The sequence below is a fragment of the Pseudomonas sp. RIT288 genome (genome assembly GCF_000631985.1).
GTDB lineage: Bacteria > Pseudomonadota > Gammaproteobacteria > Pseudomonadales > Pseudomonadaceae > Aquipseudomonas.
The window spans coordinates 222361-248414 of record NZ_JFYN01000042.1; the positions used below are offsets into that span (position 1 = coordinate 222361).

Sequence of the window (26054 nt, forward strand, 5' to 3'; positions counted from 1 at the left end):
ATTCGAAAATGCAAGACGTCGTAATTGTTGCCGCCACCCGCACCGCGATCGGCAGTTTCCAGGGTTCGCTGGCCAGCGTGTCCGCGGTGGATCTGGGCGCTGCGGTGATCCGCCAGTTGCTGGAACAGACCGGTCTGGACGGTGCGCAGGTCGATGAAGTGATCATGGGCCAGGTGCTGACGGCCGGCGCCGGACAGAACCCGGCGCGTCAGGCGGCGATCAAGGCCGGCCTGCCACATGCCGTGCCGGCCATGACCCTGAACAAGGTCTGCGGCTCGGGCCTGAAAGCCCTGCACCTGGGCGCGCAGGCGATCCGTTGCGGCGATGCCGAGGTGATCATCGCCGGCGGTCAGGAGAACATGAGCCTGTCCAACTACGTGATGCCGGGCGCACGCACCGGTCTGCGCATGGGTCACGCGCAAATCGTCGACACCATGATCAGCGATGGCCTGTGGGATGCGTTCAACGATTACCACATGGGCATCACTGCCGAGAATCTGGTCGATAAATATGAGATCAGCCGCGAGCAGCAGGACGCCTTCGCCGCCGCCTCGCAGCGCAAAGCCGCTGCGGCCATTGAAGCCGGACGCTTTGTCGATGAGATCACCCCGATCCTGATCCCGCAGCGCAAAGGTGACCCGGTCGCGTTCAAGGTTGATGAGCAACCGCGCGGCGATACCACCGCCGAATCGCTGGCGAAACTGCGTCCGGCGTTCAAGAAGGACGGCAGCGTCACCGCCGGTAATGCTTCGTCGCTGAACGACGGCGCCGCCGCAGTCATCCTGATGAGCGCGGAGAAAGCCAAGGCCCTGGGCCTGCCCGTGCTGGCAAAAATCGCCGCGTACGCCAACGCCGGTGTTGACCCGGCGATCATGGGCATCGGCCCGGTCTCGGCCACTCGCCGCTGCCTGGACAAGGCTGGCTGGAACATCGGCCAACTTGACCTGATCGAAGCCAACGAAGCTTTCGCCGCGCAATCGCTGGCAGTGGCCAAGGATCTGCAATGGGATCTGGACAAGGTCAACGTCAACGGCGGCGCCATCGCCCTCGGTCACCCGATCGGTGCGTCGGGCTGCCGCGTGCTGGTGACGCTGCTGCACGAAATGATCAAGCGTGATGCGAAGAAAGGCCTGGCAACCCTGTGCATCGGCGGCGGTCAGGGTGTGGCGCTGGCGCTGGAACGCGGTTAACCCAAAGGAGCAATACAGGCGGCGGACGGATCCACGACATCCGCTCGCTGCCTGGTTTCACCGCTTTTGTGGTGAGGGGATTTATCCCGGATGGGATGCGCAGCAGCCCCAGAATTTTTCGCCTCGACACACATCTTTACCAGCGCTTCGCACTGGATCGGGGATAAATCCCCTCGCCACAGGGTGCTTTGAAAGTCACACCACCATCTGCAGAATCAACCACGCGTTCGCCCCGCTGATCACCGCAAACAAGCCCCACGCCAGCACCCGGGTCGGCAGCCGGTTCACAAACGGCCCCATCAATTGCTTGTCGCTGGTCATGCGGATCAGCGGGTACAGCGCAAATGGCAGTTGCAGACTCAACACCACCTGACTCAACACCAGCAACTTGCCCACCGCGTTATCGCCCATCAGCCATACGCCGATGAACGCCGGGATCAGCGCCAGCCCACGGGTGATCAAACGCCGCTGCCAGCAGGGAATCCGCAGGTTCAGATACCCCTCCATGATCACCTGCCCGGCGATGGTCCCGGTGAACGTCGAACTCTGCCCCGAGGCCAGCAACGCCACGCCGAACAGCACACTGGCCAGCGCGCCGCCGACCAGCGGGTCGAGCAGGTGGTAGGCGTCCTGAATATCGACCACGTCGGTATGCCCGGACTGGTGAAACGCAGCCGCCGCCAGAATCAGAATCGCCGCGTTGACCAGCAGCGCCAGGGCCAGCGAACCGATGGTGTCGATGCGCGCCAGGTTCACCGCGTCCTGCTTGCTGGCCAGATCCTTGCCGATCATCCGCGTCTGTACGATCGAAGTGTGCAGGTAGAGGTTATGCGGCATTACCGTGGCGCCGAGGATGCCGATTGCCAGGTACAACGGCGCGGCATCGCTGATCGCCGAGAGCGACGGTTTGAACCCGGCGAACACGTCTGGCCAGTACGGTTTGATCAGCACCAGTTCGACGAAGAAACACACGCCGATGGTCGCCACCAGCACCAGCATGATCGCCTCCAGCCGACGGAAGCCACGGTTCTGCAGCGCCAGCACCAGCAGCGTGTCGAAGGCGGTCAGGGCAATGCCGAAGGTCAGCGAACACCCAAGCAACAAATGAAACGCCAGCGCGCAACCAAGTACTTCAGCCAGATCGGTGGCGATGATCGAGATTTCCGCCAGCACCCATTGCAGGCGCGCGGTTGGGGTGCTGTAGCGCTCGCGGGACAATTGCGCCAGATCGCGGCCGGTAGCGATGCCCAGCCGCGAGCACAGGCATTGCACGACCATCCCCGCCAGACTTGCGAGCAACACCACAAACAGCAGGCTGTAACCAAAACGCGAACCGGCCTCGATCGCGGTCGCCCAGTTGCCCGGGTCCATGTAGCCGATCGACACCAGCAAGCCTGGACCGGCAAAACGCAGCACGCGTTTGAAGAACGAAGCGTTCGGATCCACCGCGACACTGCCGGCCACTTCCGGCGGGCAGAACGGCGCGGTGGCGATTTTGGGTAAGCTGAATTTCACGCACACATCCAGAAACAAGTCGGAAAGACGCAGCTTAGACGTTTCAGCTTCAGGCTTGAAGAGCAAAAGATCGCAGCCTTCGGCAGCTCCTGCATTGGAATGCGTAGCGTGTAGGAGCTGCCGCAGGCTGCGATCTTTTGAGCTTAACGACTCACACCCAGTAACTGCTGACGCAGTTCGGGGTTACGGGTACGCGGATCCAGCCAGATATCGAAAAACGCCCGGGCAAACTGCGGATCATCAATTTCATGCTGCAACTGCTGACCGACAAAAAACCGCGCCCCCTGCCCCGGCAGATACACGCCCGTAATCCGCGTGCCGGCCTGCACATCGACGAACGATTGCTGCATTTGTTCTTGCCACCTGGCCAGTTGCGCGGGACTGACGCCCGAGCCTGCCAGCCGTTTGATTTCATCGACACTGGCCTGCACCAGATCATCGCGGGAGATCTTGCGCCGATAGATCAGCTCCAGGGCAAAGGGCTGTTCGGTGGACAACGGACGTGCCGCGCTCCACAACCGGGCGTTGTAGACGTCGAAGCCGAACACACTGAAATCGCCGGTGCCGATGATTCGCGCGCCGGGCACGGCGTCCTGCCAATTGGCCCAGGTCGGCGTCAGCAACAGCGCCCACAAGCCGATGCCACAGCACCCACGCAGCAATTTCGATGGTTTGCTCATCGCGGCAGCAACTCCGGTAAACCCTGATCTTCAGAGCATAGCGGATATCACTCGCACACTTTGTATACAAAAATTGTCGATCAAGGCAACAATCGGTTACCTTGGCCATTCCATCCCCGGAGGCCTTCCGCGTGCTGATCCTCAAACTGCTGCTGATTCCCGGTTTTCTGCTGCTGATTTCCCTCGCCGGCAAGCGCTGGGGGCCGAGCGTGGCCGGTTGGCTGTCGGGGCTGCCAGTGGTGGTCGGGCCGATTCTGTTTTTCCTCGCCATCGAACAGGGGCCGCAGTTTGCTGCGCAATCGGCGGTTGCAGCGCTGTCGGCGATGGTCGCCATGATCGCCTTCTGCATTACCTACGCGCAGGTGGCGCAGCGAGCGAACTGGCCGCTGGCGCTGACGATCTCCCTGACGGTGTGGGCGATGCTGGCGCTGGTGTTGTCGCTGGTTCCGTCGTCACTGACCTTCTCGGTCGCGGCGGCCGCCGCTGCCCTGCTCGCCGCGCCGTACCTGTTCCCCGACGTGCAACCGGTGCTGAACGGCACGGCACCGAAGTCGGAAAAACTGCTCTGGCGGATGGTTGCCGGAGCAGCGCTGACGCTGTTGGTGACGATGCTCGCGAGTACCGTGGGCGAGCGCTGGAGTGGCTTGCTCGCGGTGTTCCCGGTGCTCGGCGGTGTGATGGCAGTATTTTCCCAGCAGACCCTCGGCCCGGCGTTTACCGCGGCATTGCTGCGGGCGACGGCAACTGGCATGTACTCGTTTTCGGCGTTTTGCCTGGTGTCGGCGCTGACCCTGCCAACCCTGGGCCTCAGCGGATTCATCGCTGGTGTCGCGGTGTCGGTGGCCATGCTCGGGGTCACCCGTAAATTGCTGGCCCGACCGGTCCCGGCAAAGGCCGACCTTCCCAAGGCTGACGCAAACACCTGACATACCGCGCTGGAATGCCAGGCATGCTCCGTGGGATCATCGCCGCCCTGGCGCGACCATCCCTCGGAGATTCACATGTCATTGCTCAGCAAGAAAGCCGTCGTCCTGTTGCTGGCGGCGGTCGCCGGTCTCGGCGCCCTCAACGCCCAGGCAGCCAAGCCCAAGGAAAAGGCCTCGACCAACAACGTGTCGATGCTCGACGGCAAGTTCACCTTCGTCCTGCCCAAGGGGTTCACCGCCGACCCGCTGCCGGCCGGACCAACCGGTGCCAAGGGCACGATGTACACCAATCAGGCGACCAGGACCGTGGTCATCGCCGCGGAAAACCAGATCGCTGGAGGCACCAGCGTCAAGGACAACGACAACGAATTTCTCGATGGCAGCCTGGCGAGTTTCATCGATGACCAGCGCAAGGCCCTGCCGGACTTCAACAAGCTCAGCGAAAAAAGCCTGACCCAGAAAAGCAGCGGCCTCGGTGTGCGTCAGGTCGACAGCACCGCCACCCAGGGCGGCGGCCAGACCCTCAATACCACCCTGCTCGCCGCGTCCGGCAAGCGCATGGCGCTGGTCCAGGTGATTTCCCGGGCCAGCGACAAGAGCGGTCACGATGCGCTGGTGAAAACCATCCTCAAGGACAAGTGATCCTTACGGATTGAGTTGCTGCAGCCAAGCGTTCAAGTCCCGCAGTTCGGCCGCACTGATGCTGTGGCCGACGCCGGGATAGGCGTGAAACTCGGGGCTGTAGGCGAGTTTCTGCAGCAGCGCATTGGCTTCGGTGCCGTCGCGGTACGGCACCCGATCATCGGCGGTACCGTGGCCAATGAAGATCTTCAGCGGCAACGGTTGCTGCCCGGCCTTGAGTTCGGCCTTCAACACCGGCAGCAGGCGTCCGCTCAACGCCGCGATCCCACCGACCGCCACCGGCGGACGCAGGCCCACTTCATAGGTCATCATCGCGCCCTGGCTGAAGCCGATCAGGTACACCTTGTCCGGGCTGGCGTGATATTTCTTCGCTGCCTGCGCGACAAACTCCCGCAACTTCCGGCCGCTGGCGTGCAGATCATCGGTCTCACCGTTGTAGGCCCCTTCGCCTTTCTTGCGAAACCACTGGAAACGCCCTTCGCCCAACGCCAGCGGCGCCTGCACCGAGAGGTAGTTGTACTGCGCCGGCAGCTGAAATTTCATACCGATCAGATCGGCTTCGTTACTGCCATAGCCGTGCAGAAAGATCACCAGTGGCCGGGTGTTCGCGTCCGGGTGAACCTGTTCGATGTATTTCAGTGGCAAGTCGCTTTGCAGCGTGGTTTGCGCGTGGACGGCGCTGGACGCCAGGAGGATTAACAGGGCAAACGCCTTCAACATAAAGCCTTCCTTCACAGAGTGTCGGGTTCGTCGATGAGCCTAACACTGTCTGAAGATTGTGGTGCTGGCGAGACCGCTATCGCGAGCAGGCTCACTCCTACAGGGGCACCGCATTCCAAATGCAGGAGTGAGCCTGCTCGCGATGAGGCCGGAAGACTCAAAGGAAATCTGTCAGTCGTTGATCAGCTTGCCCACCCGAATCGGCTCATGCCCCGCCACCTTGGCCTGCCAGATCCCCGGCTGGGTGTAACGCCCACGATCAATCGCAAACAGCACGCCGCTGGTGCCGGTGTGCACGGTAGTCAGCCGGTCATTCAACGGATCCACCACCTCGAACAGCGCATCGCCCTGCTCGACCCACTCCCCGGCATTGCGCAGGAAACTGACCACGCCATGGTGCGGCGCGAACAGATATTCGGTGCCTTCGAACGGCATGCCTTCGCAGCATTCCTGCGGTGCCGCCGGCCATTCGCCGCTGATGAAACCCTGTTCGGCGAGAAAGCCGAGAATCGCTTCGCAATTGGCCTGCGCCTGATCGACCCGGGTGTCGCCCATGCTGCCCAGTTCCAGGGTGGTGGCGAGGTTGGCCGGGGGGATCGCCGCGTTTGGAAACGCTCGCGCCAGACGCAGCCACGGCGATGAGCACGATTCATCGAACGAACTGCCACCGGAGTCCTCGCACAACAGCGCAACGCCAGCCTTCAGTCGCGCCGCCAGCGATTGCCAGCGCGGCCAGTGTTGCGGCAGTGCGTAGAGGTGAATCGCCGCGTCGAAATCGCAATGCAGGTCGAGGGTGATGTCGGCGTCGCAGGCATGGCGCAGCAGCAAGCGGTGCAGTGCTTCCAGTTGCGAGGCCGGGGCTGGCAACTCATCGAGCGCCTCGCCCATGGTCTGGCGGATCAAGGCGATGTTGGCCTCGGCGTCGCTGCCCAGTTGCGAGCCGATGCGCGCCGCCACCGGCGCACTGAGTTCAACAAACGAGCGGTTGAAATTCTTGCCGCTGCCCAGCTCGAAGCGGCCCATGTGACTGCCTTGCAGATGTTGGTCGAGGCCAATCGGGTTGGCCACCGGCACCAGCTCGATCACGCCTTGCAGACGGCCCTGCTGTTCCAGCGCGTTGAGACGTTGCTTGAGTTCCCACGCGGTGCGCATGCCCGGCAGTTCATCGGCGTGCAGACTGGCCTGGATATAGACTTTGCGGCTGCCGGTGCCGTAACGAAACACGCTGAGGGAACGTTCGCTGCCCAAGTGGCTCCAGGGCAGGACATGGTCGATGCGTTGCATGAGAAAACTCCTGAATGGCTGGATCACGCAGATCCCCTGTAGGGGTGAGCCTGCTCGCGATAGCGGTGTATCAGGCACTAAAGCGGCTGAATGTTAAACCGCTATCGCGAGCAGGCTCACTCCTGCAGGGCTCTCCTATGAGTCAGAGCACAAAAAAAGTGGCCACCGTCTGCACGGGGCCACTTTTTTCTACAGCGTATTAATGACCATACACATCAAAGTCGAAGTACTTGTCCTGGACTTTCTTGTACTCGCCATTGGCGCGGATTTCGGTGATGGCCTTGTTGAATTTCTCGGCCAGCTCGGTATCGCCTTTGCGCACGGCAATCCCGGCACCGCCGCCGAAGTACTTGGCGTCTTCATAGGTCGGGCCGACGAATTCGAAGCCTTTGCCGGCATCGGTCTTCAGGAAACCGTCGCTGAGGTTGACCGAGTCGGCGAGCATCGCGTCGAGACGACCGGACTTCATGTCGAGGTTGGCTTCCTGCTGCGAGCCGTAGCGCACTACTTCAAACCCGGCGTCCTTGGCCATGTCGGTGGCGTAGCGGTCGTGGGTACTGGCGCGCAGCACGCCGACTTTCTTGCCCTTGAGCTCGGTCAGCGGGTCTTTGACACCGGAGCCTTCCTTCATCACGAAGCGCGCCGGGGTGTGGTAGTACTTGATGGTGAAATCGACGTTTTTCTTGCGGTCGTCGGTGATGGTCATCGAGGACAGGATCGCGTCGATCTTCTTCACTTTGAGTGCCGGGATCAGGCCGTCGAATTCCTGCTCGACCCACACGCATTTGACGTCCATCTGTTTGCACAGGGCATCGCCGATATCGACGTCGAACCCGGTGAGTTTGCCATCAGCGGTTTTCATCGAGAATGGCGGGTAAGCGGCTTCGATCCCCAGACGAATCGGTTTGGCGTCTTCGGCCACAGCGGTCAGGGACAACATCGACAGTGCCAGGGCACCGAACATCACTAGCTTCTTCATTTATTACTCCTGTGTGCGGAGGCTTTTATTGGCAGCTTTCGATTGGCGTTCGGTCATGGCCATTGAGCAGCAAAAACCGAAGTGGACGGCAGTCTATGGCGGCGCGCACAGGGCAAATTGTGTTTAGGCGACAAATACTTACAGAAAATCGGCGCACGCATTGACCGGAATCAACGGTGCGCCGACATGGTGCAAAGGCTGTAGGACAAATCCTCGAAAATGACCAAAATCACCCGTGTAGGAGCTGCCGCAGGCTGCGATCTTTTGCTCTTTAAAAGTCAAAAGATCGTCCGAACGCGGCCCGAGCCTGCGGCAGCTCCTACAAAAACTTTCAGCATTCGCAGGCGATGGGGGTTTTGGCAGGCTGTTCGACGCTCAGCGAAAAACCCTCATCCAGCCAGCCGGTCACACCGCCGATCATCTCCTTGACCGGGTAGCCCAACGCCGCCAGTTTCACCGCAGCCTTGTTGGCGCCGTTGCAGTGTGGGCCGGCGCAATAGACCACGAACAGCGTGCCCTTCGAGTAATCCGCCAGGCCATCGGCGCTGAGCAAGCGGGTCGGAATGTTGATCGCGCCCGGTACGTGACCGCGCTTGAACGCCAAAGAACCGCGCACATCGACCAGAACAAAATCAACTTCACCGGCCTCCTGGCTGCTGTACACGTCAGAACAATCGGTTTCAAAAGTCAGACGGTTGCTGAAATGCATCAGGGCAATGGCCGACGGTGCGGCAGGAATGTCGCGAACCAGGCTGGTCATGCTGTGTAGCTCCTACGTCAGTTGGGGTGAGCAGACTTTAACGGGCCGGCACTTGGCGCTACAGTGGCGCGCAAGACACTCACCGGGAATTTTCCGCCAAATGCCTGACTCACCTGGATTGGTTGCGATTCTGGCCTACGATGGCCTCTGTACCTTCGAGTTCGGCATTGCCGTGGAGATTTTCGGCCTGCCCCGACCGGAGTTCGATTTCCCGTGGTACGAGCACCGCATCGTCGCCGTCGATCAAGGGCCGATGCGCGCCATGGGCGGGATTCACGTACTGGCCGACGGCGGCCTGGAGCTGCTGGCGCAGGCGCGCACCATCATCATTCCCGGCTGGCGTGATCGCGCTGCCCCGGTGCCGCCGGCACTGATCGACGCCTTGCGACAGGCCCACGCCCAGGGTGCGCGGCTGCTGTCGATCTGCTCCGGGGTATTTGTGCTGGCCGCCAGTGGCTTGCTCGACGGTCACGGCGCAACCACCCACTGGCGCTACACCGATGAACTGGCGCGGCGCTTCCCGGCGATTGCGGTGGATCCGGATGTGCTTTACGTCGACTCCGGCCAGTTGATCACCTCGGCGGGCAGTGCCGCCGGGATCGATGCCTGCCTGCATCTGCTGGCGCGGGACTTTGGCACCCAGATCGCCAATTCAGTGGCCCGGCGCCTGGTGATGTCGCCGCAACGCACTGGCGGTCAGGCGCAGTTCATCCCCACACCGGTCAGCGCGACACCCCGCAACGACTTGTCGCGGGTGATGCAGTGGGCCCGCGAGCGCCTGCACCAACCGCTGGAAGTGCGCGATCTGGCCAGCGAAGCGGCGATGAGCGAGCGCACCTTTCTGCGACGTTTCACCGAGGCCAGCGGGCAATCGCCCAAGGCGTGGCTGCAACACGAGCGACTGGCACGGGCGCGGGAGTTGCTGGAGAGCAGCGTGCACAACACCGAGCAGATCGCCCAGCGCTGCGGTTATCGCTCGGTGGAAAGTTTTCGTGTGGCGTTTCGCAGCGTGGTCGGGGTACCGCCGTCGGTGTATCGGGAGCGGTTTGGGCGTGGAGTCAAAGCGATTTCCTGAGTTGGCTGTGACACTCCTTCGCGAGCAGGCTCGCTCCCACACTTGAAATGCGTTCCCTGCTCGCGAAGGGGCCGCTCCCACATTTGAAATGCGTTCCCTGTGGGAGCGAGCCTGCTCGCGAAGAGGCCAGCCCTGACAGACACAATCTAGGGCTTGCGCAACAGATAGGTATCCATGATCCACCCATGCTCGGCCCGCGCCGCTTTGCGCGTGCGCTCGATCTCAGCCGCGACATCCTTGAGCTTGCCACTGATCAGGATCTCATCCGGCGTGCCCAGGTAGGCGCCCCAGTAAATCTCTGTCTGCTGATCCGCCACATGGCGATAGGAATCTTCAGCGTCGAGCATCACCACCAGGCTGTCCGTGTCACTCACCTGCCCCGCCGCGAGACGCCGGCCAGTGGTGATTTCAATTGACCGGCCAATGCTGTTCAGCGGCACCTTATGCTGCGCGGCCAGTGCCTGAACGCTGGTGATCCCGGGGATCACTTCAAACTCGAAAGCACAGCGGCCTGACGCCAGAATTGCCTGCAGAATACGAATAGTGCTGTCGTACAGCGCCGGGTCGCCCCACACGAGGAAACCGCCACATTCGTTGTCAGCCAATTCTTCATTGATCAGCCGCTCGAAGGTTTCTTGCTTGGCGCGGTTCAGATCATCGACCGCGCGGGTGTAGTCCACTTCGCCGCGCTCGCGCTCCGGGCTGTAGGCTTCGGCGAAGCGATACGCAGGATCGGTGATGTAGCGCGCACAGATGTCGCGCCGCAGATCGATCAGTTTGTCCTTGCTCTGGCCTTTATCCATCAGAAAGAACACGTCGACCTGATTCAGCGCCTTTACCGCCTGCAGCGTGATGTAGTCGGGATTTCCGGCGCCGATGCCGATGACCAGCAGTTGTTTCATCACAGTGCTCCCGCAAGATCGATACCCGACAAGCGTAGCCGCCAGATACCGTTGAACCGCAGTTCAACGACTGACAGCGGCTCAACATCAATCGCGTTGAACGCTGCGCCCTGCACTACCTGCAGCAATGCTGCTCGCACCACGAACGGATGGGTGATGGCGACGATATGCCCCGGCGCACCTTGCAGGCTGGCCAGCCACGCCGCCACACGCTCGCCCAATTGCATCACCGACTCGCCACCATGAGGTGCCGCCTGCGGATCACTGATCCACGCCTGCAAAGCGTCGGCCTCGCGCAGTTGCAGATCCTTGATCGCTTGCCCGTGCCAGCGCCCCAAATCGCAATCGCGCAGCGCTTCGTCCACTTGCGGCGCCGCACCGAACCACTCGGCAGTCTGGCGGGTGCGCAATTCCGGCCCGCACAACACACGGTTGGCGCTGGCGAATTGTGTGGCCAACGCACCGGGCGCCAATGGCGGATTTTCAACAGGCTCGTTCGTAGGAAAACACGACAATTTCTGTGCGACGGTTCGAGCGTGGCAAATCAAAGTCAAACGGGTGGATTGCACTGTATTGCACTCGATGGAGATCCGGTAAATCGGCGGCAAACGGCCGGTCTTGCGGCAATTGTGCCGTAAACCGGGCGCTGCAGGGGATCCCGGGATTTTCTGGCCTGACATACTGAAGGCGAAAAAACGGCAATGTCTGACACACCGATGGGCAATGGACTACAAGGACCGGCGACATCTGTGTAGGCCTTGTTACACAGGGCTCTAACGTTACTTAAACGCTGAATCGCTACCGCTAAAAATTCACTAGACATGTAACCTGAGTTACATAAATACTGTTTTAACGGATTATGAAACGAATTCAACACCCCCTTCATCCAGCAGGAGCCCGGATGCCGCCTCTCAGAGACTTGATCACCGATCCCGGCCTGGAGCTGACGCCTTCTGAGCGCAAAGTGATTCGCGCCCTGCTCGACCAGTATCCGCGCAACGGCCTGGGTCCGATGGCGCGTCTGGCCGAACACGCTGGCGTCAGCGATCCGACCATCGTGCGGCTGGTGAAGAAGCTCGGATTCGGCGGTTATGCCGAGTTTCAGGACGCCCTGCTCAGCGACATGGATCACCGCCTGCGTTCGCCGCGCACCCTGTTGCAGCCCCGTTCGCACCTGAACAAGGATGATGCCTGGGGCCATTATCTGGCTGACAGCCAACGCCTGCTGGTGGAAACCCAGGTCCTGACGCAACCTGAAGACGTGCGCATTCTGCTCGACTGGCTGCTCGATACCCGGCACCAGATCTACTGCTTCGGCGGGCGCTTCAGTAGCCTGATGGCCAACTACCTGCTCAATCACTTGCGCCTGCTGCGACCCGGCTGCTTTGCCCTGGAAGACAATGCGCAACTGCCCGATCGCCTGTTCGATCTGCAACGTCAGGACGTAGTGCTGCTGTTTGACTATCGGCGCTACCAGTCCCAGGCCCTGCGGGTTGCCTCGGCAGCGAAGAACAACAACGCGCGGGTGGTGTTGTTCACCGACATCTATGCCTCGCCGCTGCGCGAACTGGCTGACCTGATCATCAGTGCTCCGGTGGAATCGGCCTCGCCGTTCGACACCATGGTGCCGGCGCTGGCCCAGGTCGAGGCGCTCATTGCCTGCCTGACCCTGCGCAGCCCCGATCTGGCCGATCGCCTGGAAGGCATCGACGCCCTGCGCAACGACTTCAACACCCATCTGCTGGAGGATAAATAAGGATGTTCAGTCTTCCCCACCGCTCGCCACGGGATTTGCCGTTTGTCACCGGTCACACCGCGTTGCTGCTGGTGGACATGCAGCGTGCCTGGCTCGAACCGCAGTTCGATCCGCACCTGAACGGGCCTGATGCCGAGTACTTCCTGACCCGCGCGCACATGCAGGTGGTGCCCAACCAGCGCCGTTTGCTGAGTGCCTTTCGCGAAACACGGCAGAACGTGCTGCACACGATTATCGAAAGCCTGACCGCCGACGGTCGCGACCGCTCGCTGGATCACAAACTGTCGGACATGCACCTGCCCAAGGGCAGTCAACAGGCGCGGATCATCGACGACCTGACCCCGGTGGAAAACGAAATCGTGTTGCCGAAAACCTCGTCCGGGGTGTTCAACTCGACCAACATCGATTACGTGCTGCGCAATCTCGAAACCCGCCACCTGATCATCGCCGGCATCGTCACCGACCAGTGCGTCGACATGGCCGTGCGGGATGCCGCCGACCGCGGTTATCTGGTGACACTGGTCGAAGACGCCTGCGCCACTTACACCCCGGCGCGGCATGACGCCTGCCTCAACGCGATCAAGGGCTACTGCTGGATCAGCGACACGCAAACCGTGCTCGGCCGCTTGCAGGAGATGCGTCCATGAGCGAGCGCCTGACGCCGTTGCCGATGACCACCATCGTCACCACTGACCTGATCGGTATCACCCGTGGCCGTTCGTTTCCCACCGATCAGCTGGAGCACTATCAAGCTGCCGGTTGCGGCTGGGTGCCGGCCAACAGCGCGTTGACCCCGCAGGACATCATCGCCCAGACCAACCCGTGGGGTGCTTATGGCGATTTGCGGCTGATCCCTGATCTGGCCAGTCGCGTCACCGTCGGTAATGGCCCGGATGCCGCAGCACCGGCGCTGGACTTCATCCATGGTGACATCCGCGAGACCGATGGCCGCCCATGGAGCACCTGCCCACGCACCTTGTTGCGCGATGAAATCGAGCGCTATCGCGACGACCTCGGTTTGCAGGTCAACGCGGCGTTCGAACACGAATTCAACCTGCATGCCGGTTTTGCCGAGCATCTGGCGTTTTCCCTCGAAGCCCAGCGTCAGGCGGCCGAGTTCGGCGGCTGGCTGCTCAGCGCGCTGCGCGCGGGGGGTGTCGAGCCGGAAATGTTCCTGCCCGAATACGGCAAGCACCAATACGAAATCACCTGCCGGCCGACCCTCGGCGTGGCGGCGGCGGATCGCGCGGTCAACGTGCGCGAGATCACCCGCGAAATCGCCCGGCAAATGGGCGTCGACGTCAGCTTCGCGCCGAAAACCAAGGCCGACGCGGTGTGCAATGGTGTGCACCTGCACGTCAGCCTGCTCGACCTGCAAGGTCTGCCGCTGCTGTACGACGCCGGCACCAGCAACGGTCTGTCGACCCTCGGCCAGCATTGGGCCGCAGGGATCCTGCATTACCTGCCGGCGCTGTGCGCGTTCACCGCGCCGACGCCGGTGTCGTACGAGCGTTTGCAGCCGCACCACTGGAGCGCGTCCTACGCGTGTCTGGGGCAGCAGAACCGTGAAGCGGCGCTGCGCATCTGTCCGACCGTGAGCCTGGGCGGCAAATCCGTGGCGGCGCAGTACAACCTCGAATTCCGCGCCATGGACGCCACCGCCTCGCCGCATCTGGCGATGGCCGCACTGCTGATCGCCGGACGGCTGGGTATCGAGCAGCGTCTGGCGCTGAACGCGATCACCGATGAAATTCCCGATTCACTCAACGACGAGCAACGCAAGGCCCGGGGCATTGTGGCCCTGCCCGCCTCGCTGGCCCAGGCGCTGGATTGCCTGCGTGACAGTGCAGCCTTCAATCAATGGCTGCCCAAGCCGTTGCTCGACACTTACCACGCCCTTAAAACCGAGGAACTGGCGCTGACGGAACAGCTCTCGCCCGCTGACCTGTGTGAGCACTATGCACGCCTGTACTGAATCCGCCGAGCTGGGGTTGTACACCCGCCCGGTCTACAACCTGAGCCGCGAAGATTCATCGCATCCGTTGATCCTGGTGTGCGAGCACGCCAGCCGCTACATTCCCGAGGCCCTGAACAATCTGGGCCTGGACGATGCAGCCGCGAGCGAGCACATCGCCTGGGACATCGGCGCACTGCAACTGGCTGAAAAGCTCTCGGAGAAACTCGGCGCGACACTGTTGAGCGCCAACTATTCACGGTTGCTGATCGACCTCAATCGGCCCCGGCATGCCCCCGACAGCATTCCGGCGCAGAGCGAGATTTATCAGGTGCCGGGTAACCGCGAACTGGACGAAGCCACTCGCGAGTACCGGCGCCAGACCCTGTTCAAACCGTTTCACGCACGGCTGCAGACCCTGATCGACCAGCGCGTTGCACAAGGCCAGGCAGTACGAGTGGTCGGGATTCACAGTTTTACCCCGGTCTATTACGGCCAGCCGCGCCCACTGGAAGTCGGCGTGCTGTTTGGTCAGGCCAAAACGTACGCGCAGCGGGTGATCGACGGCCTCGGCCAGCACCCGCTGAAAGTCGCCGGCAACCAGCCGTACCGGGTTGATCCGCTGGGCGACATGACGGTGCCGGTGCATGGCGATGCCCGAGGACTGGAATCGGTGTTGATCGAGGTGCGCAACGATCTGCTTTACAGCCCCGAAGCGGTATCAATGTGGGCCGAGCGCCTGGCGCCACTGCTGTAACCCATGCGGCAGAGACTGCTGACGCTGTAAACGATGGACCGATATAACAACTAAAAACGCTGGATAGGCTGACAAGGAGTTGCGCTTCATGGAAATAGAAGAGTTCGGCTACAAACAAGAGTTGAAACGTAGCCTGACACTGACCGACCTGGTGGTGTACGGGATGATCTTCATGATCCCCATCGCCCCGTTTGGCGTGTATGGCTACGTGAATGCCGAGGCGCCCGGGATGGTGCCGCTGGCCTATATCATCGGCATGGTGGCGATGCTGTTCACCGCGCTGAGCTACGGCAGCATGGCCAAGGCGTTTCCGATCGCAGGCTCGGTGTATTCCTACGCGCAACGCGGCCTCAATCAACACGTCGGCTTCATCGCCGGCTGGCTGATGCTGCTCGACTACCTGCTGATTCCACCGCTGCTGTACGTCTACGCGGCGATGGCTCTGAACCATTTGTACCCGGACATTCCGAAGGTCGGCTTCATTCTGGCGTTCCTGGTCAGCGCAACGTTCGTCAACCTGCGCGGGATCACCTTCACCGCACGGATGAACATCGTTTTCCTCTTGGCACAGCTGGTGGTACTGGGCATCTTCCTGTTCTACGCCTGGAACGCCCTGCACAACGGCGGCGGCAACGGCGAGCTGACGCTGGCGCCGCTGTATCACCCGGAAACGTTCAACTTCGTCCTGCTGATGCAAGCCGTGTCGATTGCCGTGCTGTCGTTCCTTGGCTTCGATGCGATCTCGACCCTCGCCGAAGAAATCAAAGGCGATCCGGGCCGCAGCGTTGGCCGCGCAGCGCTGATCACTCTGGTGGTGATGGGCGTGATTTTCGTCGTGCAGACCTGGATCGCTACCGATCTGGCCGCCGGCATGGGCTTCAAGTCCGCCGACACCGCGTTCTATGAAATCGCCGAAATCGCCGCTGGCAGCTGGCTGGCCACACTGACCGGTGTCGCCACGGCGCTGGCCTGGGGCGTCGCGGTAGCGATCACCTCGCAAGCCGCGGTGTCGCGTCTGCTGTTCGGCATGGCCCGCGATGGCAAGTTGCCGAAAGTGCTGGCCAAGGTGCACCCGAAGCACAACACGCCGTACCTGAGCATTTATCTGGTGGCGGTGCTGTCGCTGGTGATCTGCTACCTGTTCATCAATTCGGTCGACACCCTGACCTCGCTGGTCAACTTCGGTGCCCTCAGCGGTTTCATGCTGCTGCACCTGACAGTGATCAACTATTACTGGCGCCGGCAGAAGTCAGGTCAGGTGGTGCGCCATCTGATCTGTCCGGTGATCGGCTTCATCATCGTCGCCGCCATCATGTACAACATGGGCGTCGATGCGCAGAAACTCGGCCTGATCTGGATCGCGCTGGGTCTGGTGTACCTGTTCTTCCTGAACAAGCTCGGCGCCAGCACCGCGCTGCCTGATCCGAGCAATGGCTGACAAGAAAAAGAGCGGCGTCTGACAAAAAATCAGGCGACCGCCGCTTTAAAGCGTGGCAACCGACAGTGATAGTCAGGTTCGGTGAGGATCACCGGACCCTTTGATACAGGAGTGCATCCATGCTGGTCTTACGCCCAGTCGAGCCAACCGACCTGCCGCAATTGCAGCAACTGGCCCGCGACAGTCTGGTCGGCGTTACGTCGCTGCCGGACGACAGCGATCGCCTGCGCGAAAAAATTGCCGGCTCCTGCGCCTCGTTCGCCAGCGACATTCAGGCGCAAGGCCCGGAGAACTATTTCTTCGTGCTGGAAGACCTCGACACTCAGCGGCTGGTCGGCTGTTCGGAAATCCTTGCCACTGCCGGTTTCAACGAACCGTTCTACAGCCTGCGCAACCGCCACTTCACCAGTGCCTCGCGGGAATTGAACATCGAACACGGGGTGCCGGCGCTGTCGCTGTGTCACGACCTCAACGACCACACCCTGCTGCGCGGTTTTCACATCGACAACGCGCTGGTGCGCAGCGCCTTTTCCGAATTGCTGTCACGGGCGCGACTGCTGTTCATCGCCGCTCACGCACAACGCTTTGCCGATGCGGTGATCACCGAAATCGTCGGTTACAGCGACGAGAACGGTCACTCGCCGTTTTGGGATGCGCTGGGCAAACATTTCTTCGACCTGCCCTACGTCGAGGCTGAGCGCCTGTGCGGCCTGCAGAGCCGCACGTTCCTCGCCGAACTGATGCCGCAATACCCGATTTACGTACCGATGCTGCCTCCGGCGGCGCAGGCATGCATCGGCCGGATTCACCCGGACGGCCAGGAAGCGTTCGACATCCTCGAACGCGAAGGCTTTGAAACCAACAGCTACATCGACCTGTTCGACGCCGGTCCGACCCTGTATGCGCGCACCGCGAACATCCGTTCGATCGCCCGCAGCCAGACCGCCAGCGTGCGCGAGCAGGCACAGATCGACGCCCGCGGCCATTACCTGCTGAGCAACGACGCCCTGCACGGCTTCCGGGCCATCGTCGCCCAACTGGATTACCAGCCAGATCAACCGCTGTCGCTGACGCCGGCCCTGTGCGCGGCGCTGAAGGTTTCCGATGGCAGCACGGTCAGGCTGACAGCCCTGTGAACCGCGCCCGGTTGCATACCCAACGACAGTGCCCGAACAGGCGCGTACAAGGAGTTACCGCATGATCGTCCGTCCGGTCAAAGTCAGCGACCTGCCAGCGCTGATGACCCTGGTGCAACAGGCCGGCCCGGGGTTCACCACCCTGCCGGCCAATGAGGATCGCCTCGCCCACCGGGTGCGCTGGGCTCAGCGCGCGTTCGCCGAACAGGTGGAACGGGCCGACGCCGATTATCTGTTCGTGCTCGAAGACGACGACCTGCGGGTGGTCGGCGTCAGTGCCCTGACCGGCGCGGTGGGCCTGCGCGAGCCGTGGTACAACTATCGGGTCGGTCTGACCGTGAGTTCGTCGCCGGATCTGGGCATTTCGCGGCAGATCCCCACACTGTTTCTCAACAATGAACTGACCGGCCAGTCGGAACTGTGTTCGCTGTTCCTGCATCCGCAACACCGCCAAGGCAGCAATGGTCGGCTCCTGTCGCTAGGGCGCCTGCTGTTCGTGGCCGAATTTCCGCAGCTGTTTGGCGAAAAGATGATCGCCGAACTGCGTGGCAGTGCCGATGAACTCGGCTGCTCGCCGTTCTGGGACAGCCTGGGCCGACACTTTTTCAAGATGGACTTCAGCCACGCCGACCACTTGTCGGGTCTGGGCAACAAGTCGTTCATCGCCGAACTGATGCCGCGCCAGCCGTTATATACCTGCATGCTCACCGAGCAGGCGCAGGCCGTCATCGGCCAGCCGCATCCCAACACCGAACCGGCGCTGAAGATTCTGCGCGAAGAAGGCTTCACGCATAAGGGCTACATCGACATCTTCGACGGCGGCCCGGTGATCGAAGCACCGATCGGCAACATTCGTACCGTGCGCGACAGCCTCGCGTTGACCCTGAGCCTCGGCACACCGGACGATCAGGCCCCGTTATGGCTGATCCACAACCGTCGCCTGGAGAACTGCCGCATCACCGTCGCCCCCGGTCGTCTGGTCGGCAATAGCCTGGTGGTCGATCGCCTCACCGCCAAGCGCTTGCAGTTGCAACCAGGCAATTCGGTACGCGCGGTGCTGCTGCCCAGGCAACAGCAACAGGCGGTAGCCGCCTGATCTGCGGTTTTGCCACTGAAAATCCGCTGACTGCAGATGAAACCTTTCAGCCGCTGGATCCGTCATCAACGCCCCGCTCGCAAATTCGTCATGAACCTTGACCCATTCGCGTGATAGCCTTTTCATTCTTCGGCGTTGACACCTTTGCTCAAGCCGTTCCATTCCTTTGTATTGGTGGAACTCGTATGACCAGGCTTTCCCATCAAGATTTGCGCCGTAACTTCCGTCAATTGCTGGCTTCCGACACCTGCTACCACACCGCCTCGGTGTTCGACCCAATGTCCGCACGCATTGCCGCAGACCTGGGTTTTGAAGTGGGGATCCTCGGCGGCTCCGTGGCCTCGTTGCAGGTGCTGGGCGCTCCCGACTTTGCCCTGATCACCCTCAGCGAGTTCGCCGAACAGGCCACCCGCATTGGCCGCGTCGCCCAATTGCCAGTGATCGCCGACGCCGACCACGGCTACGGCAACGCCCTCAACGTGATGCGCACCATCGTCGAACTGGAACGCGCCGGCGTTGCCGCCCTGACCATTGAAGACACCCTGCTGCCAGCGCAGTTCGGCCGTAAATCCACCGACCTGATCTCGGTCGCCGAAGGCGTCGGCAAGATCCGCGCGGCGCTGGAAGCCCGAGTCGATTCGGAAATGGCAATCATCGCCCGCACCAACGCCGGGATCCTGCCGATTCAGGAAATCATCAGCCGCACCAAGCAATACCAGGCCGCCGGTGCCGACGGCATCTGTATGGTCGGGGTGCAGGACTTCGATCAGCTTGAGCAAATTGCCGAGCATCTGAGCGTGCCGCTGATGCTGGTCACCTATGGCAATCCGGCGCTGCGCGACGACAAACGCCTGGCCGAACTCGGCGTGCGCGTGACCATCGACGGCCACGGTGCGTACTTCGCGGCGATCAAGGCCACCTACGACAGCCTGCGCGAACAACGCCAGATCTTCACCCAGGCCTCGGACCTGAGCGCCACCGAGCTGACGCACACCTATACCCAACCTGAGGATTACATTCTCTGGGCGAAGGAATACATGAGCGTAAAGGAGTGACTGCTCACTGATACGAAGGTCTCGGGCAACTCTAAAGATGGCCGGTAGGCGCAATGTCACCGGCCAAGTTGCGAGTAAAGGCGAATTAATCGTAACCCGCTTTTACCAGCGATACATACCCACAAACAAACACCAACATTTAACAACAACTACTGCATTGATATTAAATATCGCTTCTCTATAATCGCAAACCGTTAAACAGCAAAAAACATTCAACCCGTCAAGCGCGGAGATCTGTTTAACAAAACAAAAGAACAAACCTGATCATTACGCCTGATCAAATATTCCAAAAAACATATTTGACGGGACAAAGACAAAGCGACTTCCCATGATAAAAAACCTGCTCAACCCAGACTTGAAGCCTGACCAGCTTATACCTGCATCAAGACAACAAACATGGGGAACGAAGTAAAGAATCTGGTCGACCAGTTATCCGAACCTAAAGCAGATACCGAGAATGTGTCCCGTCACGCCGCGATCATGCAAGCGACGAACATCCACACCGGAACGCTGACGTTATATTGCAACAAAGATGGAAACATCAGCCTCAAGACACCTGATAACGCACCCGCGCCTGAGCAGCTATATTCCGTTCCCGGAAACAGCGTTTTGTTCGCCATCAACGGGCAAGCGTATTCCATTCAGCTTTATCGACTCGACGGTGAATATCTGACGCGCGCAGAGCAGGTGATCGTGGATGCCGAAAATCCGTTGTTCATCGACGGCAGCAAAACCCTGTACGACAGCAATCCCGAGGGCAACGGGCACCCGGCGTTTATTGGCAGCATCAATCTGCCCGACAGAACTGCCGACATCAGTGTGTTCGCCCCCCACTCGTTGCGCAAAATCGGCTGGTTCCCTCATGACGACAGCGCCGCGCGCTGTCTGGTGAGTCTTGAACTGCTCGACGCAGCACAGGACCCCGGAGCCTGCAAAGTGGCGCAGGAATTGATTTATCACTATCACCCCGCTGTCGCCTGGCGGGCCTTTCAGATGATCAACAGAACGGATCGTCAGGCCGCACTAAGTTGCGTCCCGCTGTTGAGAAACTTGCAAGACAGTCGCCTGAACTACTTACTCGACCAGTGTGAAGCGGCATGAAATTACAGACATTTATCGAGCGCATGACGACTTACGATCTGCAACTGGACAGTTCAAGGATCGTGGAAGATCTGCGTCAACTCGCGACTAACCGCACGTTGTTGAGCGAGTACCTCTACACCACGATTCAACAGGACGGTTTCAGTACCAAAAACAGGCTTTACGGGGCCTACGCATTTGTCCTGCACTCCAACGATCTGTTTACCGTTCGCCTGGGTTTCTGGTCGCCGGTCACGTCACGGGATGAAAGGGAAACCTTTATCTATGACCTCAACCACAGTCATGACTTCGAACTCTATTGCGTGGGTTACAGCGGTGATGGTTACACCACTGTTTCACGGGAGATTCTGGATCAAGCACCGCTACAGGCTGGCAGAAGGCCCGAGTTCGGCGAAGAACGAGTCCTTAAACTTATTCCGGGTGAGGTGCTGCACATGCTTCCACTAAAGGAAGTACACAAACAGCTACCACCTGAAACAATGTCCGCCTCGCTGAGTTTGCTTATTCATCCTCCGCAGGCAGCCAAAACCGAAGAAGCCTGGTGCTTCGACGACAATCTCGTGCCGACTTATCCCGGCATCGCCCGCCAGGAGACAGCGCTCTATGACAGCCTGCTGTCCCGGCTACAACGTGAGCAGACTTCACTGCTCACTTAATCAGAAAGGAAATCTGCATGAACAAGCAACTCGATAACTGGAACCAGACTCCACTGCTGCACGCCGGCGCCAACGTCATCAATACGCCGGTGGCGACAGCTGCTGCATCGCCGTGCTCCGGCTTCATACCGCGTTATAACGTGGGCAACATTCACGAAATCAAACAATTCTGGAACACCCCGCAACAAGCCTGATTTCAGGATTCAACGCATGAAGGTGGCAGGCATTGAAGGCTGCCGCCTTCACGCGTGGCAACTATTTGCCCGCCAACTCCATGATCATCCGCGACAACAGATAAATACGCGGCGCCACGCTCGCCACTTCAGCGTATTCCTCCGGCGTATGAATATTGCCGCCGACAATCCCGAAACCATCCAGCGTCGGCGTGCCCACGCCGGCTGACAGGCTGGCATCCGCCGCACCACCGCTGCCCTCTTCGGTCAGCTTGCGGCCGATCTCGCCGTAAATCCCTTGCGCCATGGCCATCAAGCGATCCGACTCCGCCGTTTGCGGCATCGGTGGCAGCCCGCGTTTGAGGCTGGTGGTGACTTCTGTTTCGGCGATCAGCTTGTCCTGCGACACTCGCGCCAGGTCTTTCTCGATCCGGTCGAACTCTTCCGGCACCGCCGCACGCACGTCAGCCTTGGCGGTGGCGTGATCCGGGATCACGTTGGTGCGATCACCGGCCTGGAGCACGGTGAAGTTGATCGTGGTTTTCTTCGCTTCGTCGCCGAGTTTGCCCAGTTGCAGAATCTGGTGCGCCGCCTCCATCGCCGCGTTCCGCCCCAGCTCCGGCGCGACCCCGGCATGCGCCGCCTTGCCTTTGACCTCGACCAGCGCCGTCGCGCTGCCTTTGCGCCACACCACCAGTCCATCGGCCGGCCGCCCTGGTTCGAGGTTGAGGGTCACGTCGTGAGCTTTGGCGGTTTTCTTGATCAGGTCGGTGGCGACGTCGGAGCCGGTTTCTTCGCTGGCATCAAGCAGGAAGGTGATTTGCGCGTAATCCTTGAAGTCGAGGTTCTTCAGAATCTTCAGCGCGAAGATCCCGGCGACGATGCCGCCCTTGTCGTCCATCACCCCCGGCCCGTAAGCGCGACCGTCCTTGATATGGAACGGACGCTCGGCGGCGGAACCCTCTTTGAACACCGTGTCCATGTGGGCCATCAAGAGGATTTTTGCCTTGCCGGTGCCTTTGAAGGTCGCCAGCACGTGGTTGGATTTTTCCGGAGTGTTGGGCACCAGTTCGATGGACGCGCCAAGCTTTTTCAGCTCATCGATGGCGATCTCACTGACTTGCTTGAGACCCGGTTCATAACCGGAACCGGAGTCGATATTGACCAGCCGTTCCAGCAGTTTCAGGGCTTCGGGCTGATACTGCTCGGCATCCGCCAGCACTTGCTTGTGCGGCTCGGCGAAGGCGCTGGCGGAGCTGAGGACGAGGGACAGGCCGAGACTCGCGGCCAGCAGCGAGCGGGAAAATGAGAACGTCATGAATCGATCCTTGTTTCGCGTCAGGGGATTCAGACCGTACCTGACATCGACGCCAGGCTCTATACCGGATGCGACATCTCTGCGGCGGACACCGAACACCTGTAGGCCTTCGCCTGCTCGCGCCAGCAATCCATCAGTAACCCGGATGTTGACCGATATGACGCTGTCGCGCGCAGGCGAAGGCCTACAAAGGGAATGGTGCTGGGCAGTCAGACCGAATCGAGCAGTTCCTGCTTCGGCAGATCATCACTGTTGCAGATCACCCGATTGCGCCCGGTCGCCTTGGCCTCGTACAGCGCCTGATCCGCATCATTAAGCCAACGGGTCGCATCGCCGTGCGCCGGCTCATAGGCCGCCAGACCAATACTCAGACTGACCTTGAGCGCCGGGTTCTGCTCGTAACCCAGGGTGGCGAAACGTTCGCGCAAGGCCTCCATCGCCTGCGCGGCATTGAACAGCGGCAAGTCGGGCAGGATCACGCAGAACTCGTCGCCGCCATAGCGCCCGGCGACGTCCGCAGCACGCAGGTTCTGCTTGAGCATTTTGCTCAACTGGCGCAGCACGATGTCACCCGCCACATGCCCGTAGGTATCGTTGATCGCCTTGAAGTGGTCGATGTCGATCAACGCGATCGCTGCACCCTGCTTCTGCCGGCGGCAACGTTGAAAGGCGATTTCGAGTTGATCCTTCCACGCGCCGTGATTGAGCAGCCCGGTGAGGCTGTCGGTACGGCTCAGCGCCAGCAGCTCACGCTTGTGCAGACCCAGCGTGTAGGCCTGGCGAAAGCAGATCCAGCCCAGCGCCAGCGGGTACAGCATCAGCAACGGCAGACAGGCATACAGCTGCAGAGGCGAAGTTTGCGGGATGAACGCCGGGGCGAAAACCACCAGGCCGACGCCGATACCGAGGATCTGCGCCGCCAGGCCTGCGGCGAAAAAACGCAAACCGCCGATGGCGACGTTATTCATCGCCATCATCGAAACGGTGGTGGCACTGGGCAGTGGATTGAAGTGCATGGCGGCGACCCAGAAGCCGCCCATAAAGGCGTCAACCAACAGATTGCGGTGTTCCGCATGGTAAGGAACGCTGGCGCGACGGGCCCATTGAAACGCCAGGTGCGGCCAGAGCAGGCCGTTGAACAGCATCAGCGCCCAGACCCACAGCGGCGGGTCGAGCGGGTACATCGCCGCGCTCACGCACAACAGCCCCAGCACCAGCCCGAGGGTTCGCGATGTATAAAGCCTCCTGGCCAATGAAAGTCCCTTTCCCCCCTTGTTTCGCATAAGGGCCTCGACCACTCAACGGAACCTGCGAACACCGTCAGACGGATGTGCAGGAAGTCTAACAGGCAGCCGTTAAATAGCCATCACCGGCCAGCCGCTGAATACCGAGCCATCGCCGTCGCGCACAGTGCAAATTTTTAGCTATACCTGAAAGGACGAAAACGGAAAAACGACTATAAGAAGGAGGCCCATGCAGACCTACCGAGTGTTGATCATCGGCAGCGGATTTGGCGGCCAATGCGCGGCGGTCAACTTGCTCAAGGCCGGCATCAACGATTTTCGCCTGCTGGAACGCAGGGACTTCTTCGGCGGCACCTGGTGCCAGAACACCTACCCCGGCGCTGCGGTGGATGTGCCGTCGCCGCTGTACTCGTTGTCGTTTGCGCCATTTCCCTGGACACAGATGTTCGCCGCCCAGGCCGAATTGCATCGCTACACCGAATACGTCATCGAGCGCTTCGGCCTGCGCGAGCGCGTGGAGCTGCAAACCAACGTCGAACGCATCGAATGGGAGGACGCCGAAAAGCGCTGGGCGGTACACACCAGCAACGGGATTTTCTACGCACAGTTCGTGATCAACGCCTCCGGGCCGTTGAGCCAACCGGTGATCCCACCCTTCCCCGGCCAGGATCGTTTTGAAGGCAAAACTTTTCATACAAACAATTGGGATCACAGCTACGACTACCGCGGTAAACGCGTGGCCATCGTCGGCAGCGGCGCCAGTGCCGCGCAGGTGATACCGGCGATTGCTCCAGAAGTCGAGCAATTGCACGTGTTCCAGCGCACGCCACATTGGGTGCTGCCGCGCGCCGATCGCAGGTTTGGGTCTTTCCAGCGCTGGCTGCTGGGGGTGAAACCGGCCTACAAGCTGCTGCGCTGGCTGCTCTACTGGCAATTCGAAACCCGGGTCATCGCCTTCAAATATTCGAAACCGGCGATTCACCTGGTCCAGCGCCAGGCCCTGCGCTTTCTCAAGCAACAGGTGCCGGACCCGCAGTTGCGCGCACAACTCACCCCGGACTTCACCATCGGCTGCAAGCGCATCCTGCTGTCCAGCACCTATTACCCGGCGCTGACCCGACCCAACGTCACGCTGCACAGCCGCGAACAAGGCATCGTCGCGCTCGACGAAACCGGGATCGTCACCCAGGACGGCCAGCACATCGAGGTCGACCTGATTGTCTGGTCGACCGGCTACGACGCCACCGACGGCGTGGTCTCCTATCCGGTAACCGGCAAGCACGGCGTGCAACTCAAGGACGTCTGGGCGCAGTACCCGCGCGCCTATCTGGGCACCAGCCTGCCGGACTTCCCTAACCTGTTTATCGTCACCGGGCCCAACACTGGCATCGGGCATACCTCGGCGCTGTTCATCATCGAAGCGCAGATGAACTACATCCTCGATTGTATTCACACCTTGCAGTCAAAAGGACTGCGCAGCATCGAAGTGCGCCCCGAAGCGGAACGTACCTACACTGCAATGATCCACCGTGAGATGGAACGCACGGTATGGAAGTCCGGTGGCTGTCACAGTTGGTATCAGAGCAAGAGCGGTCATGTGATCGCAATATTTCCGGGGTTCAGTTTCAGCTACTACCGGTTGACCCGGGCGCTGAAACCGGCTGACCACATTCTGTCCTGAACACGTAAAAGGAAGA

The 26054-nt window shown here is 60.8% G+C and carries 26 protein-coding genes; 16 read left to right on the forward strand and 10 right to left on the reverse strand.

Going from position 1 to position 26054, the window contains the following annotated elements; all coding sequences use genetic code 11:
- Positions 1-8 precede the first annotated feature (8 nt).
- A complete protein-coding gene (locus tag BW33_RS24485; RefSeq protein ID WP_047601805.1) occupies positions 9-1190 on the forward strand; it encodes an acetyl-CoA C-acetyltransferase in 1182 nt (393 codons plus the stop codon).
- Between the two features lie 195 nt (positions 1191-1385).
- Here BW33_RS24485 and BW33_RS24490 read toward each other — a convergent pair whose 3' ends face one another.
- Complete coding sequence (locus tag BW33_RS24490) at positions 1386-2705, reverse strand: Nramp family divalent metal transporter (RefSeq protein ID WP_047602029.1); 1320 nt, start codon at positions 2703-2705, stop codon at positions 1386-1388.
- A gap of 143 nt (positions 2706-2848) precedes the next feature.
- The gene (locus BW33_RS24495; RefSeq protein ID WP_047601807.1) at positions 2849-3385 is read right to left on the reverse strand and encodes a chalcone isomerase family protein; all 537 of its coding nucleotides are present in this window, start codon (positions 3383-3385) and stop codon (positions 2849-2851) included.
- Positions 3386-3516: 131 nt separating this feature from the next.
- Between BW33_RS24495 and BW33_RS24500 the strand changes: the two genes are divergently transcribed.
- Together BW33_RS24500 and BW33_RS24505 are read left to right on the forward strand one after the other, a co-directional pair.
- A complete protein-coding gene (locus tag BW33_RS24500) occupies positions 3517-4311 on the forward strand; it encodes a hypothetical protein (RefSeq protein ID WP_047601808.1) in 795 nt (264 codons plus the stop codon).
- Between the two features lie 75 nt (positions 4312-4386).
- Positions 4387-4953 (forward strand): hypothetical protein, encoded by a 567-nt coding sequence (locus BW33_RS24505; protein ID WP_047601809.1) that lies wholly within the window; start codon positions 4387-4389, stop codon positions 4951-4953.
- A gap of 3 nt (positions 4954-4956) precedes the next feature.
- Here BW33_RS24505 and BW33_RS24510 read toward each other — a convergent pair whose 3' ends face one another.
- The 4 genes from BW33_RS24510 to BW33_RS24525 form a co-directional block, all read right to left on the reverse strand.
- Positions 4957-5673: an alpha/beta hydrolase gene (locus BW33_RS24510; protein ID WP_047601811.1), complete on the reverse strand. Its 717-nt coding sequence runs from the start codon at positions 5671-5673 to the stop codon at positions 4957-4959.
- A 171-nt stretch (positions 5674-5844) separates the two neighbouring features.
- Positions 5845-6957 (reverse strand): M14 family metallopeptidase, encoded by a 1113-nt coding sequence (locus BW33_RS24515; RefSeq protein ID WP_047601812.1) that lies wholly within the window; start codon positions 6955-6957, stop codon positions 5845-5847.
- Between the two features lie 199 nt (positions 6958-7156).
- Complete coding sequence (locus tag BW33_RS24520; RefSeq protein ID WP_003226194.1) at positions 7157-7936, reverse strand: ABC transporter substrate-binding protein; 780 nt, start codon at positions 7934-7936, stop codon at positions 7157-7159.
- A 331-nt stretch (positions 7937-8267) separates the two neighbouring features.
- Positions 8268-8696, reverse strand: a complete 429-nt coding sequence (locus BW33_RS24525; RefSeq protein WP_047601813.1) for a rhodanese-like domain-containing protein — start codon at positions 8694-8696, stop codon at positions 8268-8270.
- Between the two features lie 100 nt (positions 8697-8796).
- Between BW33_RS24525 and ftrA the strand changes: the two genes are divergently transcribed.
- On the forward strand, positions 8797-9771 hold the full coding sequence (gene ftrA, locus BW33_RS24530) for a transcriptional regulator FtrA (protein WP_047601815.1): 975 nt from the start codon (positions 8797-8799) through the stop codon (positions 9769-9771).
- Positions 9772-9917: 146 nt separating this feature from the next.
- On the opposite strand, the gene cobF is transcribed toward ftrA, so the two are convergent.
- The gene (gene cobF / locus BW33_RS24535) at positions 9918-10673 is read right to left on the reverse strand and encodes a precorrin-6A synthase (deacetylating) (RefSeq protein ID WP_047601816.1); all 756 of its coding nucleotides are present in this window, start codon (positions 10671-10673) and stop codon (positions 9918-9920) included.
- Positions 10673-11242: a histidine phosphatase family protein gene (locus BW33_RS24540; protein WP_047601818.1), complete on the reverse strand. Its 570-nt coding sequence runs from the start codon at positions 11240-11242 to the stop codon at positions 10673-10675. Before BW33_RS24540 ends, cobF begins: the two co-directional genes overlap by 1 nt.
- A 332-nt stretch (positions 11243-11574) precedes the next feature.
- On the opposite strand from BW33_RS24540, the gene BW33_RS24545 reads away from it, so the two are divergent.
- From BW33_RS24545 to BW33_RS30050, 11 genes are all read left to right on the forward strand, one after another.
- Positions 11575-12429, forward strand: coding sequence for a MurR/RpiR family transcriptional regulator (locus tag BW33_RS24545; RefSeq protein WP_027611641.1), 855 nt, complete (start codon positions 11575-11577; stop codon positions 12427-12429).
- Between the two features lie 2 nt (positions 12430-12431).
- A complete protein-coding gene (locus BW33_RS24550) occupies positions 12432-13076 on the forward strand; it encodes an isochorismatase family cysteine hydrolase (RefSeq protein WP_047601825.1) in 645 nt (214 codons plus the stop codon).
- Positions 13073-14404: a glutamine synthetase gene (locus BW33_RS24555; protein WP_047601826.1), complete on the forward strand. Its 1332-nt coding sequence runs from the start codon at positions 13073-13075 to the stop codon at positions 14402-14404. The genes BW33_RS24550 and BW33_RS24555 overlap by 4 nt, the downstream gene beginning before the upstream one ends.
- Positions 14388-15140 carry an N-formylglutamate amidohydrolase gene (locus BW33_RS24560; RefSeq protein WP_047601828.1) on the forward strand — a complete coding sequence of 251 codons (753 nt, stop codon included), beginning with the start codon at positions 14388-14390 and terminating at the stop codon, positions 15138-15140. The genes BW33_RS24555 and BW33_RS24560 overlap by 17 nt, the downstream gene beginning before the upstream one ends.
- Positions 15141-15228: 88 nt before the next feature.
- The gene (locus BW33_RS24565) at positions 15229-16578 is read left to right on the forward strand and encodes an APC family permease (protein ID WP_047601830.1); all 1350 of its coding nucleotides are present in this window, start codon (positions 15229-15231) and stop codon (positions 16576-16578) included.
- Positions 16579-16697: 119 nt separating this feature from the next.
- Entirely contained in the window at positions 16698-17714 is a 1017-nt protein-coding gene (locus BW33_RS24570; protein WP_047601831.1) for an arginine N-succinyltransferase, read from the forward strand.
- Between the two features lie 61 nt (positions 17715-17775).
- Positions 17776-18810: an arginine N-succinyltransferase gene (gene astA, locus BW33_RS24575; protein ID WP_047601832.1), complete on the forward strand. Its 1035-nt coding sequence runs from the start codon at positions 17776-17778 to the stop codon at positions 18808-18810.
- A gap of 185 nt (positions 18811-18995) precedes the next feature.
- Positions 18996-19865, forward strand: a complete 870-nt coding sequence (locus BW33_RS24580) for an isocitrate lyase/PEP mutase family protein (protein WP_047601833.1) — start codon at positions 18996-18998, stop codon at positions 19863-19865.
- A gap of 396 nt (positions 19866-20261) precedes the next feature.
- Positions 20262-20966, forward strand: coding sequence for a hypothetical protein (locus tag BW33_RS24585; RefSeq protein WP_236645236.1), 705 nt, complete (start codon positions 20262-20264; stop codon positions 20964-20966).
- Positions 20963-21622, forward strand: coding sequence for a hypothetical protein (locus tag BW33_RS24590; protein WP_047601834.1), 660 nt, complete (start codon positions 20963-20965; stop codon positions 21620-21622). The genes BW33_RS24585 and BW33_RS24590 overlap by 4 nt, the downstream gene beginning before the upstream one ends.
- Positions 21623-21639: 17 nt before the next feature.
- Complete coding sequence (locus BW33_RS30050; RefSeq protein WP_177327527.1) at positions 21640-21816, forward strand: hypothetical protein; 177 nt, start codon at positions 21640-21642, stop codon at positions 21814-21816.
- Between the two features lie 61 nt (positions 21817-21877).
- On the opposite strand, the gene BW33_RS24595 is transcribed toward BW33_RS30050, so the two are convergent.
- Together BW33_RS24595 and BW33_RS24600 are read right to left on the reverse strand one after the other, a co-directional pair.
- Positions 21878-23113: a M20/M25/M40 family metallo-hydrolase gene (locus BW33_RS24595; RefSeq protein WP_047601836.1), complete on the reverse strand. Its 1236-nt coding sequence runs from the start codon at positions 23111-23113 to the stop codon at positions 21878-21880.
- A gap of 209 nt (positions 23114-23322) precedes the next feature.
- Complete coding sequence (locus BW33_RS24600; RefSeq protein ID WP_047601837.1) at positions 23323-24396, reverse strand: diguanylate cyclase; 1074 nt, start codon at positions 24394-24396, stop codon at positions 23323-23325.
- Positions 24397-24586: 190 nt separating this feature from the next.
- On the opposite strand from BW33_RS24600, the gene BW33_RS24605 reads away from it, so the two are divergent.
- Entirely contained in the window at positions 24587-26038 is a 1452-nt protein-coding gene (locus BW33_RS24605; RefSeq protein WP_047601838.1) for a flavin-containing monooxygenase, read from the forward strand.
- The last annotated feature ends 16 nt before the right edge of the window (positions 26039-26054 follow it).